21 protein-coding genes and 1 pseudogene are annotated in these 14,906 nt (G+C 62.1%); 16 read left to right on the top strand and 6 right to left on the bottom strand.

Going from position 1 to position 14,906, the window contains the following annotated elements:
• Positions 1 to 84: 84 nt before the first annotated feature.
• A complete protein-coding gene (locus tag AB5Y94_RS21915) occupies positions 85 to 1,455 on the top strand; it encodes an L-serine ammonia-lyase (RefSeq protein ID WP_005301233.1) in 1,371 nt (456 codons plus the stop codon).
• 163 nt (positions 1,456 to 1,618) lie between these two features.
• Here the strand turns inward: AB5Y94_RS21915 and AB5Y94_RS21910 are convergent, their stop codons facing one another.
• The gene (locus AB5Y94_RS21910; RefSeq protein ID WP_368206586.1) at positions 1,619 to 2,578 is read right to left on the bottom strand and encodes a lytic transglycosylase domain-containing protein; all 960 of its coding nucleotides are present in this window, start codon (positions 2,576 to 2,578) and stop codon (positions 1,619 to 1,621) included.
• Positions 2,575 to 2,856: a YcgL domain-containing protein gene (locus AB5Y94_RS21905; RefSeq protein ID WP_017782768.1), complete on the bottom strand. Its 282-nt coding sequence runs from the start codon at positions 2,854 to 2,856 to the stop codon at positions 2,575 to 2,577. Before AB5Y94_RS21905 ends, AB5Y94_RS21910 begins: the two co-directional genes overlap by 4 nt.
• 107 nt (positions 2,857 to 2,963) lie before the next feature.
• On the opposite strand from AB5Y94_RS21905, the gene minC reads away from it, so the two are divergent.
• From minC to mtgA, 5 genes are all read left to right on the top strand, one after another.
• On the top strand, positions 2,964 to 3,674 hold the full coding sequence (gene minC / locus AB5Y94_RS21900) for a septum site-determining protein MinC (RefSeq protein ID WP_005301245.1): 711 nt from the start codon (positions 2,964 to 2,966) through the stop codon (positions 3,672 to 3,674).
• A gap of 18 nt (positions 3,675 to 3,692) precedes the next feature.
• Positions 3,693 to 4,505: a septum site-determining protein MinD gene (minD, locus tag AB5Y94_RS21895; RefSeq protein WP_005301248.1), complete on the top strand. Its 813-nt coding sequence runs from the start codon at positions 3,693 to 3,695 to the stop codon at positions 4,503 to 4,505.
• A 2-nt stretch (positions 4,506 to 4,507) separates the two neighbouring features.
• The gene (minE, locus tag AB5Y94_RS21890) at positions 4,508 to 4,774 is read left to right on the top strand and encodes a cell division topological specificity factor MinE (protein WP_005301252.1); all 267 of its coding nucleotides are present in this window, start codon (positions 4,508 to 4,510) and stop codon (positions 4,772 to 4,774) included.
• Between the two features lie 199 nt (positions 4,775 to 4,973).
• The gene (locus AB5Y94_RS21885) at positions 4,974 to 5,300 is read left to right on the top strand and encodes an HI1450 family dsDNA-mimic protein (RefSeq protein ID WP_026459102.1); all 327 of its coding nucleotides are present in this window, start codon (positions 4,974 to 4,976) and stop codon (positions 5,298 to 5,300) included.
• Positions 5,301 to 5,353: 53 nt separating this feature from the next.
• On the top strand, positions 5,354 to 6,061 hold the full coding sequence (mtgA, locus tag AB5Y94_RS21880; protein WP_017784788.1) for a monofunctional biosynthetic peptidoglycan transglycosylase: 708 nt from the start codon (positions 5,354 to 5,356) through the stop codon (positions 6,059 to 6,061).
• 23 nt (positions 6,062 to 6,084) lie between these two features.
• Here mtgA and AB5Y94_RS21875 read toward each other — a convergent pair whose 3' ends face one another.
• Positions 6,085 to 6,219, bottom strand: a complete 135-nt coding sequence (locus tag AB5Y94_RS21875; RefSeq protein ID WP_017764392.1) for a hypothetical protein — start codon at positions 6,217 to 6,219, stop codon at positions 6,085 to 6,087.
• A 145-nt stretch (positions 6,220 to 6,364) separates the two neighbouring features.
• Here AB5Y94_RS21875 and AB5Y94_RS21870 point away from each other — a divergent pair, with 145 nt between their 5' ends.
• Positions 6,365 to 6,688 carry an HI1450 family dsDNA-mimic protein gene (locus AB5Y94_RS21870; RefSeq protein WP_005301259.1) on the top strand — a complete coding sequence of 108 codons (324 nt, stop codon included), beginning with the start codon at positions 6,365 to 6,367 and terminating at the stop codon, positions 6,686 to 6,688.
• A gap of 43 nt (positions 6,689 to 6,731) precedes the next feature.
• Here the strand turns inward: AB5Y94_RS21870 and AB5Y94_RS21865 are convergent, their stop codons facing one another.
• Entirely contained in the window at positions 6,732 to 7,043 is a 312-nt protein-coding gene (locus tag AB5Y94_RS21865; RefSeq protein ID WP_139397053.1) for a DUF1289 domain-containing protein, read from the bottom strand.
• The gene (locus AB5Y94_RS21860; protein WP_368206585.1) at positions 7,044 to 8,141 is read right to left on the bottom strand and encodes a S1 RNA-binding domain-containing protein; all 1,098 of its coding nucleotides are present in this window, start codon (positions 8,139 to 8,141) and stop codon (positions 7,044 to 7,046) included. It abuts the gene before it with no gap.
• Between AB5Y94_RS21860 and AB5Y94_RS21855 the strand changes: the two genes are divergently transcribed.
• The 4 genes from AB5Y94_RS21855 to AB5Y94_RS21840 all read left to right on the top strand — a co-directional run bounded on the left by AB5Y94_RS21855 (position 8,132) and on the right by AB5Y94_RS21840 (position 10,514).
• A complete protein-coding gene (locus AB5Y94_RS21855; protein WP_117403534.1) occupies positions 8,132 to 9,346 on the top strand; it encodes a UPF0149 family protein in 1,215 nt (404 codons plus the stop codon). The two genes, AB5Y94_RS21860 and AB5Y94_RS21855, sit on opposite strands and share 10 nt — an antisense overlap.
• Positions 9,347 to 9,515: 169 nt before the next feature.
• The gene (locus AB5Y94_RS21850; protein WP_162519811.1) at positions 9,516 to 9,986 is read left to right on the top strand and encodes a MarR family winged helix-turn-helix transcriptional regulator; all 471 of its coding nucleotides are present in this window, start codon (positions 9,516 to 9,518) and stop codon (positions 9,984 to 9,986) included.
• Positions 9,983 to 10,171, top strand: coding sequence for a DUF4250 domain-containing protein (locus AB5Y94_RS21845; protein ID WP_368206584.1), 189 nt, complete (start codon positions 9,983 to 9,985; stop codon positions 10,169 to 10,171). The genes AB5Y94_RS21850 and AB5Y94_RS21845 overlap by 4 nt, the downstream gene beginning before the upstream one ends.
• A gap of 163 nt (positions 10,172 to 10,334) precedes the next feature.
• Positions 10,335 to 10,514 carry a hypothetical protein gene (locus AB5Y94_RS21840; RefSeq protein WP_368206583.1) on the top strand — a complete coding sequence of 60 codons (180 nt, stop codon included), beginning with the start codon at positions 10,335 to 10,337 and terminating at the stop codon, positions 10,512 to 10,514.
• 95 nt (positions 10,515 to 10,609) lie between these two features.
• Here the strand turns inward: AB5Y94_RS21840 and AB5Y94_RS21835 are convergent, their stop codons facing one another.
• Positions 10,610 to 11,197, bottom strand: coding sequence for an FMN-dependent NADH-azoreductase (locus tag AB5Y94_RS21835; protein ID WP_005301286.1), 588 nt, complete (start codon positions 11,195 to 11,197; stop codon positions 10,610 to 10,612).
• A gap of 225 nt (positions 11,198 to 11,422) precedes the next feature.
• Between AB5Y94_RS21835 and AB5Y94_RS21830 the strand changes: the two genes are divergently transcribed.
• The 5 genes and pseudogenes from AB5Y94_RS21830 (at position 11,423) to AB5Y94_RS21810 (ending at position 14,831) form a co-directional block, all read left to right on the top strand.
• Positions 11,423 to 12,313 carry a DMT family transporter gene (locus tag AB5Y94_RS21830; RefSeq protein WP_368206707.1) on the top strand — a complete coding sequence of 297 codons (891 nt, stop codon included), beginning with the start codon at positions 11,423 to 11,425 and terminating at the stop codon, positions 12,311 to 12,313.
• 85 nt (positions 12,314 to 12,398) lie between these two features.
• Positions 12,399 to 13,577: a formate-dependent phosphoribosylglycinamide formyltransferase gene (gene purT, locus AB5Y94_RS21825; RefSeq protein WP_268038584.1), complete on the top strand. Its 1,179-nt coding sequence runs from the start codon at positions 12,399 to 12,401 to the stop codon at positions 13,575 to 13,577.
• A 127-nt stretch (positions 13,578 to 13,704) separates the two neighbouring features.
• A complete protein-coding gene (gene hxpB, locus AB5Y94_RS21820; protein ID WP_368206582.1) occupies positions 13,705 to 14,364 on the top strand; it encodes a hexitol phosphatase HxpB in 660 nt (219 codons plus the stop codon).
• An 8-nt stretch (positions 14,365 to 14,372) separates the two neighbouring features.
• Positions 14,373 to 14,495 (top strand): annotated as a pseudogene (locus AB5Y94_RS21815) (hexitol phosphatase HxpB); the annotation flags it as partial.
• A gap of 132 nt (positions 14,496 to 14,627) precedes the next feature.
• Positions 14,628 to 14,831 (top strand): CPXCG motif-containing cysteine-rich protein, encoded by a 204-nt coding sequence (locus AB5Y94_RS21810; RefSeq protein ID WP_005301298.1) that lies wholly within the window; start codon positions 14,628 to 14,630, stop codon positions 14,829 to 14,831.
• Positions 14,832 to 14,906 lie beyond the last annotated feature (75 nt).

Here is a 14,906-nt window from a genome sequence, read left to right as displayed (position 1 = left end):
TCGGCGACGACGCCCTCGTCCCATGGATCACCCCGTTTCTGCGAGTGGGCATGGCGCCCCCTTCTATCCTGAGGTAATTGTTACATGATCAGCGTTTTTGATATCTTCAAAATCGGTGTTGGCCCCTCCTCTTCCCACACTGTCGGCCCGATGAAGGCAGCCAAACAGTTCGTGGATGAACTGCGTGCAGGCGGCAAGATCCGTGACATCACCCGGATCCAGGTCGATGTCTACGGCTCACTCTCCTGGACCGGTAAAGGTCACCACACCGATACCGCTATCATCATGGGTCTGGCGGGCAACCTGCCGGAAAATGTCGATATCGACGGCATCCCCGAGTTCATCTCCCGCGTCGAACAGACCGGTCGTCTGCCCATCGGCCTGCACTGCCACACCGTCAGCTTCCCGCGCGACGCCATGGTGTTCCATGACGAAGCCCTGCCGCTGCACGAAAACGGCATGAAACTGACCGCCTTCATCGAAGACGAAGCCGTCTACAGCAAGACCTACTACTCCATCGGCGGTGGTTTCATCGTTGACGAAGAGAACTTCGGCAAGGGCGACAGCGGCGACATGTCCGTCAGCTACCCGTTCAAGAGCGCGGCCGAGCTCATCGCCCACTGCAGCCAGACCGGCCTCTCCATCTCCGCCCTGATGATGGAGAACGAGAAGTGCTTCAACACCCCGGAAGAGATCTACAAGAAGCTCGGCAAGATCTGGACCACCATGCGTGAAGGGATCGAGCGCGGCTGCCGCACCGAGGGCGTCCTCTCCGGCCCGCTGCGCGTACCGCGCCGCGCTGCGCCGCTCTATCGCCAGCTGACCACCAACGAGAACCTCTCCAACGATCCGATGAACATCGTCGACTGGGTCAACATGTTTGCCCTGGCGGTCAGTGAAGAGAACGCGGCCGGTGGCCGTGTGGTCACCGCGCCGACCAACGGCGCCGCCGGCATCATCCCGGCCGTGCTGGCCTACTACGACAAGTTCATCCAGCCGGTTGGCCGTGACGACTACACCCGCTTCTATCTGGCTGCGGCTGCCGTCGGCATGCTCTACAAGATGAACGCCTCCATCTCCGGCGCCGAAGTGGGCTGCCAGGGTGAGGTGGGCGTCTCCTGCTCCATGGCCGCCGCCGGCCTGACCGAGCTGATGGGCGGCAGCCCCGAGCACGTCTGTGAGGCCGCCGAGATCGGCATGGAGCACAACCTGGGTCTGACCTGTGACCCGGTCGCCGGCCAGGTGCAGGTGCCCTGCATCGAGCGCAACGCCATCGCCGCCATGAAGGCGGTCAACGCCTCCCGCATGGCGCTGCGTCGCACCTCCAAGCCGCGCGTCTCGCTGGACAAGGTGATCGAGACCATGTACATCACCGGCAAGGACATGGACTCCAAGTACCGTGAAACCTCCCGCGGAGGCCTGGCCATCAAGGTGATGCAGGTTGCCTGCGACTAAGCAGATAACGGCAAACGCAAAAGGCGGGAATTCCCGCCTTTTTTATTGCCCATTATTTCCCGCTCATCACCTTCCTCATGGCGCCATTTCCCTGGGGCTGGCTCGCTAATTTCCGGGACCATCCTGCTGCCCGGCCGAGATTGATGGCCAGAGCGCCTCGGGCTTATTCCATCAGGCGATCGGCCAGGGTCCCCACCGCCACCACAAAATAGTGGGAGCGATTCCAGTCACGCAGCACCCGATAATTGGGATAGGCAAGATAGGCAGCGCCCCCTGCCCCGTCGGGCTGCACCAGCGAGGCCTGCATCTTCACCGCGGGCAAATCGCCACCATCTGCCTTGCGTACCCCGAGGGCCTGCCAGGCCGACAGCGTTCGGGTATCTTCAAGCCCAACCAGCGCAGGATCCAGACCGGTGGGCACCCTCACCCGGCGCCCCCAGGTTTCATCCCCGTGCCAGCCGTTCTGGCGCAGATAATTGGCTGCCGAACCAAACACATCCGCCGGCGTCCCCCACAGATCCTTCTTGCCGTCACCGTCCTGGTCGACCGCGTATTGACGGTAGGAAGAGGGCATGAACTGCACCTGTCCCATGGCGCCGGCCCAGGAGCCCTTGAGCTCGGCCGGGGTGATCGGCTCCTCTTCCAGCATGCGCAGGGTATCGAACAGCTGCCCCTTGAAGAAGGCCTCACGGCGCCCCTCCCAGGCCAGGGTCGCCAGCGACGAGACCAGCGGATATTTGCCGGTCAATTTGCCGAAATTGGTTTCAATGCCCCACAGGGCGACAATAAAGCGGGGTTGCACATCATATTCCGCCCCTATTTTTGTGAGCAGCGGCAAATACTGACGATATAGCCGTTTGGCTTGATTGACTTTCCACTGCGGCACCGCGTTGGAAATATAAGTGGCGAAGGTCTGTTTAAATTCCGGCTGATTTTTATCGTGCCGAATGGCGACCTCTATCAGATGAATATCGGCGAAGGCGGCGGCAATGGTCGCGGGCTGGATCCCGGCGGCCAGGGCCTCCTGTTTGAGGCCCGTCACATAATGGTCAAAATCGGGGCTGGCCTGCAGCGGATGGCTCGACAATCCCCCCATCAACAGCAGTGCAAGCCGCCTCTTCATTTCCGTTCGGCCTTCATTTGAGCCTTGTGCTGCTCCAGCAGGTTTTCCGGCGGAGGGGGCATCTGCAGATAGAAGCCCTGACTCTGCAGCGCCTCCATCACCCGGCTGGTGGAGGCGATCCCCAAGGGCTTGGCTGGGTCCAGTTTGGTCATCAATACCAGTTCGGGACGGCCGAATGTACTCATCAGCACCTCGGGTACGCGGGAAAAGTCCTCTCTTCTTTCAACAAAAAGATAGGTCTCGGCTTTTTTGCGACTTTTATAGACTGCACACAACATGGAAATTGATATAATCCAACCGGTTTATTGCCTCTGAGGATGGCAAACTATAACATCAGGAATTGAATAACAATAACGGATTACCGTCTCTGTCTCGGGGAAGATTCATGGTTGAGCGCGATAACGAATTGAAAGGGACCACCTTCACTATTTCTGTGTTGCATATCAGCGATGGCAAGCCTGAGCGGATCCGCCAGTTGCTGGCGGCCAAAGTGGCCCAGGCGCCCCAGTTCTTTAATTGTGCCCCCCTCGTCATCAATGTGGAACGGCTCACCGAGATCCCCGACTTCGAACAGCTCAAGGAGCTGGTGGAATCGGAAGACTTCGTGCTGGTCGGGATCACGGGGGCCCAGAACGAGGCGATGAAGACGGCCGCCAAGGCGGCAGGGCTGGCGGTGATGGCCTCCGGCAAGAGCCGCAAGGCCGAACCCCAGCCAGAACCGGCGCCGGCCCCCATCGTAGAAGCGAAACCCGTGCCGGCACCGGTGATAGCGAGCAAGGTGCATGTGGGCCCGGTTCGCTCCGGCCAGCAGCTCTATGCCGCCGGCACCTCGCTGGTGGTGCTGGGCTCGGTCAGCCCGGGCGCCGAAGTCATCGCCGACGACAGTATTCATATTTATGGCACTCTGCGCGGCAGGGCCATTGCCGGCGCCAAGGGCAACCCCCAGGCACGGATTTATTGCCAGCAACTACAGGCCGAGCTGCTCTCCATCGCTGGCACCTTCCAGCTCAGCGATGCATTGCCGGCCGGCCTCATCCAGCAGCCGGTTCATGTCCGGCTGGATAACGAACAACTCCGTATAGACCGTATCAAATAGAGTTACAAGGAAGCGAGAATGGCGCGAATCATAGTCGTTACATCGGGTAAAGGTGGCGTTGGCAAGACCACAACCAGCGCGGCCCTGAGTACCGGTTTAGCCCAGCGTGGCCACAAGACAGTGGTCATCGATTTTGACATTGGCCTGCGAAACCTGGACCTCATCATGGGCTGCGAGCGGCGCGTGGTGTATGACTTCGTCAACGTCATCAATGGCGAGGCCAACCTCAACCAGGCCCTCATCAAGGACAAGCGCTGCGAGAACCTGTTCATCCTGCCCGCCTCCCAGACCCGGGACAAGGATGCCCTCACCCGCGAAGGGGTCGAGAAGATCCTGGACCAGCTGAGCGAGATGCAGTTCGACTACATCGTCTGCGACTCCCCGGCGGGGATCGAAGCCGGCGCCCTGATGGCGCTCTACTTCGCCGATGAAGCTATTGTCACCACCAACCCGGAAGTCTCCTCCGTGCGTGACTCGGATCGCATCCTCGGCATCCTGGCCTCCAAGTCCCGTCGCGCCGAGCGTGGCGAAGACCCCATCAAGGAGCACCTGCTGCTGACCCGCTACTGCCCGACCCGCGTCAACCGCGGCGACATGCTGAGCGTGCAGGACGTACAGGAGATCCTGGCCATCAAACTGCTCGGGGTGATCCCGGAGTCCCAGGCGGTGCTGCGCGCCTCCAACTCCGGCGAGCCTGTCATCCTGGACAAGGAGTCCGATGCCGGTCAGGCCTATGAGGACGCCGTTGCCCGCCTGTTGGGTGACACCAAGGATTTTCGTTTTCTGGAAGAAGAGAAGAAGGGCTTCTTTAGCCGACTGTTCGGGAGTTAAGCATGTCATTATTGGATTATTTTCGTTCCAACAAGAAACAGAGCACCGCACAACTGGCCAAAGAGCGGTTGCAGATCATCGTGGCTCACGAGCGTTCATCCAGAGGGGGGCCGGATTACCTGCCCCAGCTCAAGCAGGATATCCTCGACGTGATCCGCAAATATGTGGAGATAGACCCTGACAAGATCACGGTCCAGCTCGACAAGAAGAGTGATGAGCTGTCGGTACTCGAGCTCAACATCACCTTCGCCGACGACAAGAAGGGATGAGCCTGACGCCCTATGCGTGACCCTTTCCCCCAATGAAGACCGGATCCTGCTGCCAGGATCCGGTTTTTTTATTGTCGCAACCGGGCCAAGGGCGCTGCTGCACTCGCCAAGCCGGTGGGGGACGGCTAGAATACGGCGCGTCACCGTGCGGCCGGGCCGTCGGTGTTTTTCTTTATTTATCAGCTGGAACAGACCGCTTATGTCTTTGAATGACGAAATGCACAGCGTCGAGGAACTGCTCGACACCGCCCTCGAACTCTTCATGGAGCTGGCCTCCGACAACCTGCCGGAGCAGGAGATCGCCCGCTTCAATCAGGAGTTCAACGACCGCGGCCTGCTGGCGGAAACCGATCCGGCCGATGACTGGGAAGCGGACGTTGGCTTCGAGGTCAACGACGCCGAGTACGCCGAGATCTGGATCGGCCTTGGCAACGAGCAGGAAGAGTACGAGCACCTGTTCGCCCGCATGCTGCTCTCCCGCCGTGTTGACGAGAAGTTCTGCCACATCGAATGGCTGCCCCAATAATTCCGGATCCCGATGATCCGAGTCATTACGTCTGGGAGTCGGAGCCAGAGCCCGTGCGGCCCAATCCGGCACGGCGCCTGCTGAACTGGCTCGGCAAGCTGCTGCTGGCGGCCCTGCTCAGCACCATCGTCTCGGTGGCGCTGCTGCGCTTCATCGATCCGCCCATGTGGACCTGGCGCATCGAGCGGGCGCTGTTCCCCCCCGCCAAGGTGGCCGAGGTGAAGCACGACTGGGTGCCGCTCGAGCAGATCTCCCGCGAGCTGCAGCTGGCGGTGATCGCCGCCGAAGATCAGCGTTTTGCCGAGCACAACGGCTTCGACATGGATGCCATCAGCTCGGCGCTCAAGCACAATCAGCACAGCGAGCGGGTGCGCGGCGCCAGCACCCTCAGCCAGCAGACCGCCAAAAACCTCTTCATGTGGAGCGATCGCAGCTTCCTGCGCAAGGGGATCGAAGCCTGGTTCACCCTGCTGATGGAGCTGGGCTGGGACAAGTCCCGCATCCTCGAGGTGTACCTCAATATCGTGGAGTTCGGGCCCGGCATCTACGGCGCCGAGGCCGCGGCCAGACACTACTTCGGCAAGCCGGCGATACGTCTCACCCGCTACGAGGCGTCACTGCTGGCGGCAGCCCTGCCCAACCCCTGGCGCTACCGGGTCAAGCCCCCCTCGCCCTACGTCCAGCAACGTTCGGCCTGGATCCGCCGCCAGATGGGCCAGCTGGGGCAGGTGACCCTCAACAAGGTGCATCAGGCAGACTGATGCCTGATGGGTGTCGGGTTTGTTCACGGTGCGAGCCCGGCCTCGTCGGTGGAGGGGCCCAGGTGCCCGCCCACCGTGCCCCGATGCAGCGGCAGGTAGTGCCACCACCAGGTCTCCCGCCGCCGCTTGATCTGCTGCCGTCTCGTCCGCCGTTTCATGCCCGTTCTCCCTTGCCCTGCCCCTCTTCAACCATACCCAACTCCGGCCTGCCTTGCCCGGCGCTGGCGCACCCTTCCCACTGGTCTGGCCGCCACCGCCAATAATTGTTACAGTAGCGAACCTCGATGTATCTGGAGTGATTTCATGGAACAGCGTACCCCGGATCAGCTGGTCGAATGGGCCTATGATCAGTTTCTTGAGCAGGCCGCAGACATGCTGGCCCCCGAACAAATCGTCGACATCACCCTGGAGTTCGAACAGCGTGGTGCCGTCGAGGCGACCCTGCCCAATGCCGACTGGTCAACCGAACTCGGTGTGCCGGTGGACATGGAGCGCTGGGTCGAAGTGTGGGTGGGTCTGCTGGACCATCAGGAGGAGTTTGAGGTGATTTTCGCCACCTTCCTGCTGCCCCGTCATAGCAATGAGCACGATGTCCACGTGCGCTGGCACCGTCAGCAACAGGCATGAAAAAGGCGCCCTCGGCGCCTTTTTCTTTTACGGTGATCATTGCTCAAGGCCGACCCGCGATGGCCTTCGCCAGACAGCGCCGGCACCAGCAGGCATCGGCTTCCCCCATGGGCAGGGCCGGCAGCTGGCTGCACCAGCACTCTGCGATGGTCGAGCCGGCCGACACGGCGCAAAAGGCCGGTTCGCCACAGCCGGGACAGTGATGGGTGCTGGTGGAACCATCCAGCTGCGCCATTACCGCCAGCTGGGCCTCGCTCTCCATGGCGGACCAGCGACCAATCTCGGTCAGAGTGCGACCACAGCCAAGGCAGAGACCGTCTTTTGCCTGGCACGCACCGACGCAGGGGCTCGGCACTTATTCGCCGCCTTCGCGCTGATCGTCGCCCGTCAATGTGATGCTGTAGTCATCGATAACCAGCTTGCCCTGCTTGTAGAGGCCGCCGATGGCCTTCTTGAAGGTGCCCTTGCTCATGCCGAGCAGCTTGTAGATGAGCTCGGGTTCGCTCTTGTCACCCACCGCCAGGCTGCCGCCCTGCTTCTTGAGGCGGGCCAGGATCTGCTCGCCGGCATCGTCCAGCCGCGCCACACCCGGCTTTTGCAGGGTCAGATCCAGCTTGCCGTCATCACGCACCTGCTTGACCCAGGCGGTTAGCGGACGGCCCGTGGTCACCCGGCCGAACACCTCGTTCTTGAACAGCATGCCGGAGTACTCGCCATTGACGATAGCCTTGATGCCGAGCGGTGTGCGCTCGCCAGGCAGGGCAGTCACTTCGTCACCGGCCTTGAAGGGAGGCTTGTCGGTGCGCAGGAACCGCTCGAGGCGGCTGGTGCCCACCATGCGCCCCTCGTGATCGAGCATCAGCCGCACCAGATAGACATGGCCCACCTGCATCGGCTTGTTCTGCTCGCGGCTTGGTACGAACAGATCCTTCTTCATGCCCCAGTCGAGGAAGGCGCCAATCTTGTTGGCATTGACCACCTTGAGGCCGACGATGTCGTCCACCATGGCAAACGGCTTGTCGGTGGTGATCACCGGCTCGCAGTCGGCATCCAGATAGAGGAAGACCTTGACGCCGTCCCCTTCCGCCGCCCCTTCCGGCAGTTGACGCTTGGGCAGCAGCAGCTCGCCGTACTCTTCGCCAGCCGCCAGCCAGGCGCCCCGATCTTCGAGCTCGACTACGGTAAGGGTGTTCATCTTGCCAATCTGTAGCATGGTGTTCTCTTCTTTCATTGTCCGGATGGCCAATTTTTCATTGCCTGTATGGGCGCGCATGTTACCCCAAGAGCGGTAACAGGGCCTAGTCCCTTGCCCTGTTCGCGGGTGATTTTCAGGGCCTTTTGGCCGGGGCGTGTCCATATAATCGCCAGTCAGCCGCCCTTTTGCTGCAAATAACCCCACTTTTGGGTAGACTTCGCCGCTGCCAAAATCCAGAGGAACTGTCGATGAATCCATCCACTCGTACCCGTCATCTCAATCAATGGATCCAGACCCACAGTGGGCAGGACATGACCTACCCGGCGCTGCACGGCTTTTTGTGTGCCCGCCTGGTCGGGCCGGATGCCCCTGACTGGCAGGCCCCGCTGGCCGGTCTGTTGCCCCATGACGCCGAGCTGGATGAAAAAAGCGCCGAGGCGCTGCGCCACCTGATCGCCGAGCTGGAAACCCAGGCCGATGAGGCCCAGCTCGCCCTGCCTAGCCAGTGCCGCCTCTCCACCGAGAGCCCGGAGCAGGTGTTCGAGCAGAGCCACCCCCTCGGTCAGTGGTGTTACGGCTTCAGCCAGGGCTTTGCCACCTGGCCCAAGCCCAGGGATCTGAACGATCCGACCACCCAGTACCGTTTCAGCCTGGCCGCCGAGCTGAGCCTGTTTCGCGACAAGCCCATGGCGCAGATGCTGCACGCGGCCGCCGGCAGTGACCTCCCCTTCATGGAGTTCTGCAAGCGTCAGCGCCAGAACATGAAGACCGCTCTCAACCAGCTGCTGCAACTGGACGAGTATCAGGCCGTGCCGAGCACGGAGCAGGCGCTGGACAGCCAGCAGGCCGAGCAGTGGCAGCAGTGGTTCGAACTGGCCGATGCCAGCCGCGACCCGCACAGCCGCCTCGGCTGGTTTGACAAGGTGATCGCCGATGCCGAACCGCTGTTTGACACCGCCTTCTGGCAGCAGATTGCCGGCCATGGCTGGAGTGCCCACGAAGCGCGCCCGCTGCTGGCCGCCCGGGCCGGACGGGCCGACTGCCTGCTGCGCCTCGGCCAGCTGGAACAGGCGCGCAGCGAGTATCTGGCGCTGCTCGAGCTGTGCGTGGCCGATGAACTGGGTTGCCGTTATCCCCTCTCCAGCCTCTATGCCCTGCAAGGGGACTGGTCGGCCCTGCAGGCTCTGCTGGTGCGCTTTGATGAGGCCTCCAGCTGGCTGCTCTACAACAAGGCGCTGATGACGTTCGTCTGCGCTGGCGCCGAGGCCGCGCAGCCGCTGCTGGCCGCCGCCATCAAGGCCAACGCCCATGTACCGGCCTGTCTGCTGGGCCAGCGCAAGCTGCCCAAACAGGAGCCCCACAGCTGGCAGGCGGGCAGCCGTGACGAAGCGGCGCTCTACACCCTGCAAAGCCGCGAGGCCTGGCTCAAGCACAACGCCCTGCTCTGGCTGCGCAAAGGCTGAGCCGGCGACAGTAAAACCAGCTTCGAATAGACCCGGTTGCGGCGGATGACGTGCGCAACCGCACATTTCTCTGGTACTTGTTCAGACAAACGGCCCTGTGTTACGTATCATCAAGGTCAAAGTATCAAGAGAAACTGCACCCGATGCAGCCGTCACAGCAGGATGTCATATGTCAAAGATCATAGAGCTGCTTGCCCACTATCCCCCCTATCAGCTGGTACACGCCGCCGAGATGGTGCGCGATACCTTCGAACAGTTTTACCAGCAACGCTATCAGCTGACGGTGCCTCAATGGCGCCTGATGATGGTGCTCGGCCCCAACTACCCCATCAGCCAGAAAGAGCTGGTGGAGGCAAGCGGGATGGACAAGGTACGGATCTCCCGCGAGATTCACCGGCTGGTGGAAAAAGGGATCCTGTTCACCGAGAGCAGCGAGCACGACAAGCGGGTCAGCCTGGTCTCCTTCACCCAGGCGGGGCTCACCTTGTTCCAGCAGCTCAAGAGCGAAGCGGGCAGCTGGCAGCACACCCTCACCGACTACCTGCCGGCCGAGGCGCGCCAATCCATCCGTCTGCACCTGCAAAGCGTCAGCGATGCCATCGAACAACTTCACCTGCTGGATAACGAGCGACCCTCATGAACCTCAACAACTTTGCCACCATGGACGTCAACATGCTGCTGAGCCTGGTCAACATGCAGCTACGTGATCGCTACGATGATCTCGATGATCTCTGCAAGGCGCAGGATCTCGACAAGGCGGCGCTGGTCGCCCGGCTCGCCAGCGGCGATTTCCACTATCAGGCAGATCAGAAGCAGTTCAGATAGGGATCCGGATCACAACCCGGCCCATGCCGCTGGCTCCGGCGGCAAAAGCTGCTATGGTGATGGCTACCCCGGTCAACTGACCATCGGCAAGAGGTATGGATACATCTTGCTGTCACAGACCGCGGTTAGCCTTCTCTTCACCAGCCGTAGCCAAGGATGACCCATGATGTTTCTGACCCGTCCCGCCAGCCTGATCACCCTCTGTGCCTTGCTGATGATCAGCCTCCTCTCGCCCCACCTGCCCGACAGCGCCGAGCAGTGGCTCACCACTCTGCTGCTGGGCTCCCTGGTGGTGGTCTGCCTGATGGTAGGCAGCGGCTGTCGCCGCTTTCTGCGGGATTGACCTGACGGGCCGTTTCATCCGATCAGGCACCAAAAAACAACGCAGCCCTAGGGCTGCGTTGTTGCTTTCTGGCGTATGGCGGGTTGCTCTCTTGATCAGAGGGCCAGGGTCTCCAGCTGGCCCTTGGCCTGCTCGATGCCCTTGGCCTGGGCATCCGGGCCCATGCCCATGCCTTCGGCGTAGATGAAGTCCACCTCCTTGATGCCGATGAAGCCCAGCACAGTGCGCATGTAGGGGGTCACCAGATCGGTGGCGCTGCCGACGTGCATGCCGCCGCGGGGGCTGATCACCAGGGCGCGGGTGTTTTCCACCAGGCCGACCGGACCGGTTTCGGTGTAACGGAAGGTCACGCCGGCGCGGGCTACCAGATCGATCCAGTTCTTCAGCTGGGTCGGGATGTTGAAGTTGTACATGGGGGCGGCAATCACCACCAGATCGCTCGCCTTGAGCTCTGCGATCAGCTCGTCGGACTGGGCCAGCACGGCCAGTTGACGCTCGTTGAGGTTTTCACCACCGCGCAGGCCAGACGCCAGCTCGCCATCCAGTACCGGCAGGTTCAGGGCCGCCAGATCACGCACGGTGACGGTGTCGGACTGATGGTCGGCCAGGAAACCGTCGATCAGGGCGTTGGATTGGGAATATTGGCCCAGGATGCTGGACTTGAGTACGAGGATATTGGCCATGGTGAAACTCCATTAGGTTGTCGGTTGAACAGCGGTGCTGTCGATGGAGGTCACTCTAAACATTGGGCTTCTATACAGATAGCGAAAATAGATGCTCAACTTATTCAAAAATTTTGATGGTAGTGCATTCTCTCGCCAGCCGCCTCTCTCACGCCCCGCCAAGGCTTGGCAGAACAAACGATTGCCGTTATGATCCGCCGCACTTTTTTCAGCGACCCGGATCCCATGACACCCTCGCGCAGGCACTCCCCCTTTGCCGGTGCAGTCTGGATGATGGTAGCGGGCCTCTGCTTCGCCGCCGTCAACAGCCTGAGCCAGTATGTCAGCTTCAAGCTCGGCCTCCCCTCGACCCAGGTCGCTTTCCATCAATATCTGATTGCCCTGGTCTGTCTGCTGCCCTGGCTCATTCGCCACGGCCTGCGCCAGTCGCTGATGACCAACCAGCAGCGGCTGCACCTGCTGCGGGTTGCCCTGGCGGTGGTCGGCATCCAGTTCTGGCTGTGGGCGCTGGCAGTCCCCGTCCCCATCTGGCAGGGGATAGCGCTGCTGATGACCTCGCCGCTGTTTGCCACCCTGGGGTCGGCCCTCTTTCTCAAGGAGCAGGTGAGCCGGGCCCGCATTCTGGCGACCCTGGCCGGCTTTGTCGGCGCCATGCTGATCCTGGCCCCCTGGACCGACGATTTCAGCTGGGCTTCCCTGCTGCCGGTGGCGGCAGCCCTGTTTTGGGCCGGCTACTCCTTGCTGGTGCGCTATCAGGCGGCCAGCGAGTCGTCCCACACCATCGTCGTCTATCTGCTCATCTTCAGCACCCCGTTCAACGCCATGCTGGCGCTGCCGGAGTGGCAATGGCCGAGCGAAGCCCAGTGGCTACTGGTAGCCGCCTCCGGCGTACTGTCGGCGCTGGCCCAGATGTCCATCGCCCGCGCCTACAGCGTGGCCGAGGCCTCGTTCGTGCAACCCTTTGATTTTGCCAAGCTGCCCATGAACGTGCTGGCCGGCTGGCTGGTGTTTGGCTGGGCGCCGCCCGGCCGATTGTGGCTCGGGGCCGCCATCATCATCGGCGCCATCACCCTGCTCACCCATCTGGAGCAGCGCGCCCACAAATCCGTTTCCTGAGGTACGCCATGCGTGCCTCTTTTTTTGCCCGCTATTCGTGCAATAGCGGCCCTCAATCACCACCCACGACATCAGGAGAGATCACATGTTTGGAACCGCTACCCGCCCCGGCGCCACCCGCGCCCTGCTGCTGGGATCCGGCGAACTTGGCAAGGAGGTCGCCATCGAGCTGCAACGCTTCGGCATCGAGGTGATCGCCGCCGACCGCTATGCCGATGCCCCCGCCATGCAGGTGGCGCACAGAGCCCATGTGCTGGACATGCTGGACGGTGACGCCCTGCGCGCCCTGGTCAACGAGGTCAAACCGGATCTGATCATCCCCGAGCTGGAAGCCATCGCCACCGATACCCTGGCCGCCCTGGAGCAGGAAGGGGTCAAGGTGGTGCCGAACGCCCGCGCCACCCAGCTCACCATGAACCGGGAGGGGATCCGCCGCCTCGCCGCCGAAACGCTGGGCTTGCCCACCTCCCCCTACCGCTTTGCCCAGAGCAAGGAGGAGTTTGTCGCCGCCGTCGAGACCATCGGCCTGCCCTGCGTGGTGAAGCCGGTGATGAGCTCGTCCGGCAAGGGGCAGAGCGTGCTGCGCGATCTCGCCAAACTCGACGAGAGCTGGACCTATGCCCAGGAGGGCGGTCGCGCCGGTCGCGGCAAGGTGATCGTCGAGGGCTTCGTCCCCTTCGAGTACGAGATCACCCTGCTCACGGTACGCGCGGTGGACGGCATCCACTTCTGCGAGCCCATCGGCCATCGCCAGGAAGATGGCGACTACCGCGAATCCTGGCAGCCGCAAGCCATGAGTGAGCTGGCACTGGCCCGCTCCAAGGAGGTAGCGGCCAAGGTGGTCGAGGCGCTGGGCGGCTACGGCCTGTTCGGGGTCGAGCTCTTCATCAAGGGTGACGAGGTGTGGTTCAGCGAGGTCTCGCCGCGCCCCCACGACACCGGCATGGTGACCCTCATCTCCCAGGATCTCTCCGAGTTCGCCCTGCACGTGCGCGCCATTCTGGGGCTGCCCATCGGCACCATCACCCAGTACGGGCCGAGCGCCTCCGCCGTGGTGCTGCGCGAAGGTCACAGCCAGGACATCCGCTATCAGGGGATTGGCGAGGCGCTGGCGCTGGTGCCGGGTGCCCAGCTGCGGCTGTTTGGCAAGCCGGAGATCGCCGGTCGCCGCCGGCTCGGCGTGGCACTGACGCGAGCCAAGCAGTGCGACGAGGCGGTAGAAAAAGCCAAAGCGGTTGCGGCCGGGGTAAAGGTGCTGTTCTAAGCCCACTTTTTGGCACACGAAATCAAACGTTTGCCAGCATGATCCAGCGCAAGGGGCATGGCAATGCCCCTGTTGCATTGAGGCACCTTGTTTATAATCCCCCCTTCACCTATGTCAGGAGTACAAGATGTTAACTGCCGTGATCTTCGATATGGATGGTGTTCTGATCGACTCGGAACCCTTTTGGCAACGGGCCCAGATGGCTGTCTTCTCCGAGCTGGGCCATCCCCACACGGTGGAAGATTGTGAGTCGACCATAGGCGTGCGCATCGATCAGCTGGTCGCCCACTGGTATCAGTTGCGCCCCTGGAGTGGCCCCAGCCAGGAAGAGGTAGTGCAGCGCATCCTGGATCGGGTCAACGCCCTGATCCTCTCCGAAGGTCAGGCCAAGGCTGGCGTGCTGGAGGCACTCGACCTCATCGAGGCGCAAGGCCTTAAAATCGGTCTGGCCACCTCCTCCCCCTTTGCCATGGTGGAGGCCGTGCTCGGCAAGCTCGGCATTCGCGATCGCTTCCTGGCGGTGCACTCCGCCGAGGTGGAGCGCTTTGGCAAGCCGCACCCGGATGTCTATATCCACGCCGCCGAGAAGCTGGGTGTCGAGCCGGTGCATTGTCTCGCCATCGAGGACAGCTTTACCGGTCTGCTGGCGGCCAAGGCGGCCTCCATGACAGCGCTGATAGTGCCGGACCCGGCGCTGGTGGGTGACCCGCGTCTGGCCATTGCCAACCATCAGCTGCGCTCGCTCACCGAGCTGGATGCCCAGATGCTGACCAGCTGGGTCAAGTAAACGACCAGCAGGCGCTGATCGTTCCCATGTACCCGGCATTGGTGGGTGGCCCACGCTTGGCCATCGCCGACCATCGGCTGTGTTCGCTCACCGAGCTGGATGCCCAGATGCTGGCCAGCTGGGTCAAATAGACCACACCCTGGCGGACTGACCTCCTGCCTCCCTTGATCCCGGTCATAATCGTGCGCTTGCTCGCGGTCAGGCAGGTGCGATCCAGCTAGAATCTGGGGAGAGAGGCGGCCCACGGGCCCGAGGAGGTCATCATGATCGAGTACACCAGCAAGCGCATCGTCTGCCCCCATTGTGGCCATCATACCCGGGTCGAGCTGGATGCCAGCCAGGGGGATCAGGAGTTCTATGAGGATTGCATGGCCTGCTGCAACCCCATCCACCTGCGACTGCACCGGGATGAGGCGCGCGACTGCCTGCAACTCTTCGTGGATGCCGACGACGAACAGATGTTCTGAGTCGCCCTGACAGGGGATAGTGCAAAACAAAGCGGGGCCCACTGGGCCCCGCTTTCCTTTTCGCCTAAGCGGCCG

It is taken from the genome of Aeromonas sp. s5, from assembly GCF_040907865.1.
Lineage (GTDB): Bacteria > Pseudomonadota > Gammaproteobacteria > Enterobacterales > Aeromonadaceae > Aeromonas > Aeromonas dhakensis.
Note: the sequence above shows the minus strand (reverse complement) of the source record. Positions and strands in the feature narration are given on the sequence as shown.

Bases quoted from the DNA above. Each gene is read 5' to 3' on its own strand.
- AB5Y94_RS21810 (WP_005301298.1), top strand. From the start codon at position 14,628: ATGATCGAGTACACCAGCAAGCGCATCGTCTGCCCCCATTGTGGCCAT.
- AB5Y94_RS21875 (WP_017764392.1), bottom strand. From the start codon at position 6,219: ATGAAACGGCGGACGAGACGGCAGCAGATCAAGCGGCGGCGGGAGACC.
- AB5Y94_RS21870 (WP_005301259.1), top strand. From the start codon at position 6,365: ATGGAACAGCGTACCCCGGATCAGCTGGTCGAATGGGCCTATGATCAG.
- AB5Y94_RS21845 (WP_368206584.1), top strand. From the start codon at position 9,983: ATGAACCTCAACAACTTTGCCACCATGGACGTCAACATGCTGCTGAGC.
- AB5Y94_RS21860 (WP_368206585.1), bottom strand. From the start codon at position 8,141: ATGGATTCATCGACAGTTCCTCTGGATTTTGGCAGCGGCGAAGTCTAC.
- AB5Y94_RS21910 (WP_368206586.1), bottom strand. From the start codon at position 2,578: ATGAAGAGGCGGCTTGCACTGCTGTTGATGGGGGGATTGTCGAGCCAT.
- minE (WP_005301252.1), top strand. From the start codon at position 4,508: ATGTCATTATTGGATTATTTTCGTTCCAACAAGAAACAGAGCACCGCA.
- AB5Y94_RS21850 (WP_162519811.1), top strand. From the start codon at position 9,516: ATGTCAAAGATCATAGAGCTGCTTGCCCACTATCCCCCCTATCAGCTG.
- minC (WP_005301245.1), top strand. From the start codon at position 2,964: ATGGTTGAGCGCGATAACGAATTGAAAGGGACCACCTTCACTATTTCT.
- AB5Y94_RS21855 (WP_117403534.1), top strand. From the start codon at position 8,132: ATGAATCCATCCACTCGTACCCGTCATCTCAATCAATGGATCCAGACC.
- minD (WP_005301248.1), top strand. From the start codon at position 3,693: ATGGCGCGAATCATAGTCGTTACATCGGGTAAAGGTGGCGTTGGCAAG.
- AB5Y94_RS21840 (WP_368206583.1), top strand. From the start codon at position 10,335: ATGATGTTTCTGACCCGTCCCGCCAGCCTGATCACCCTCTGTGCCTTG.
- AB5Y94_RS21915 (WP_005301233.1), top strand. From the start codon at position 85: ATGATCAGCGTTTTTGATATCTTCAAAATCGGTGTTGGCCCCTCCTCT.
- AB5Y94_RS21905 (WP_017782768.1), bottom strand. From the start codon at position 2,856: ATGTTGTGTGCAGTCTATAAAAGTCGCAAAAAAGCCGAGACCTATCTT.
- AB5Y94_RS21830 (WP_368206707.1), top strand. From the start codon at position 11,423: ATGACACCCTCGCGCAGGCACTCCCCCTTTGCCGGTGCAGTCTGGATG.
- AB5Y94_RS21885 (WP_026459102.1), top strand. From the start codon at position 4,974: ATGTCTTTGAATGACGAAATGCACAGCGTCGAGGAACTGCTCGACACC.
- AB5Y94_RS21835 (WP_005301286.1), bottom strand. From the start codon at position 11,197: ATGGCCAATATCCTCGTACTCAAGTCCAGCATCCTGGGCCAATATTCC.
- purT (WP_268038584.1), top strand. From the start codon at position 12,399: ATGTTTGGAACCGCTACCCGCCCCGGCGCCACCCGCGCCCTGCTGCTG.
- hxpB (WP_368206582.1), top strand. From the start codon at position 13,705: ATGTTAACTGCCGTGATCTTCGATATGGATGGTGTTCTGATCGACTCG.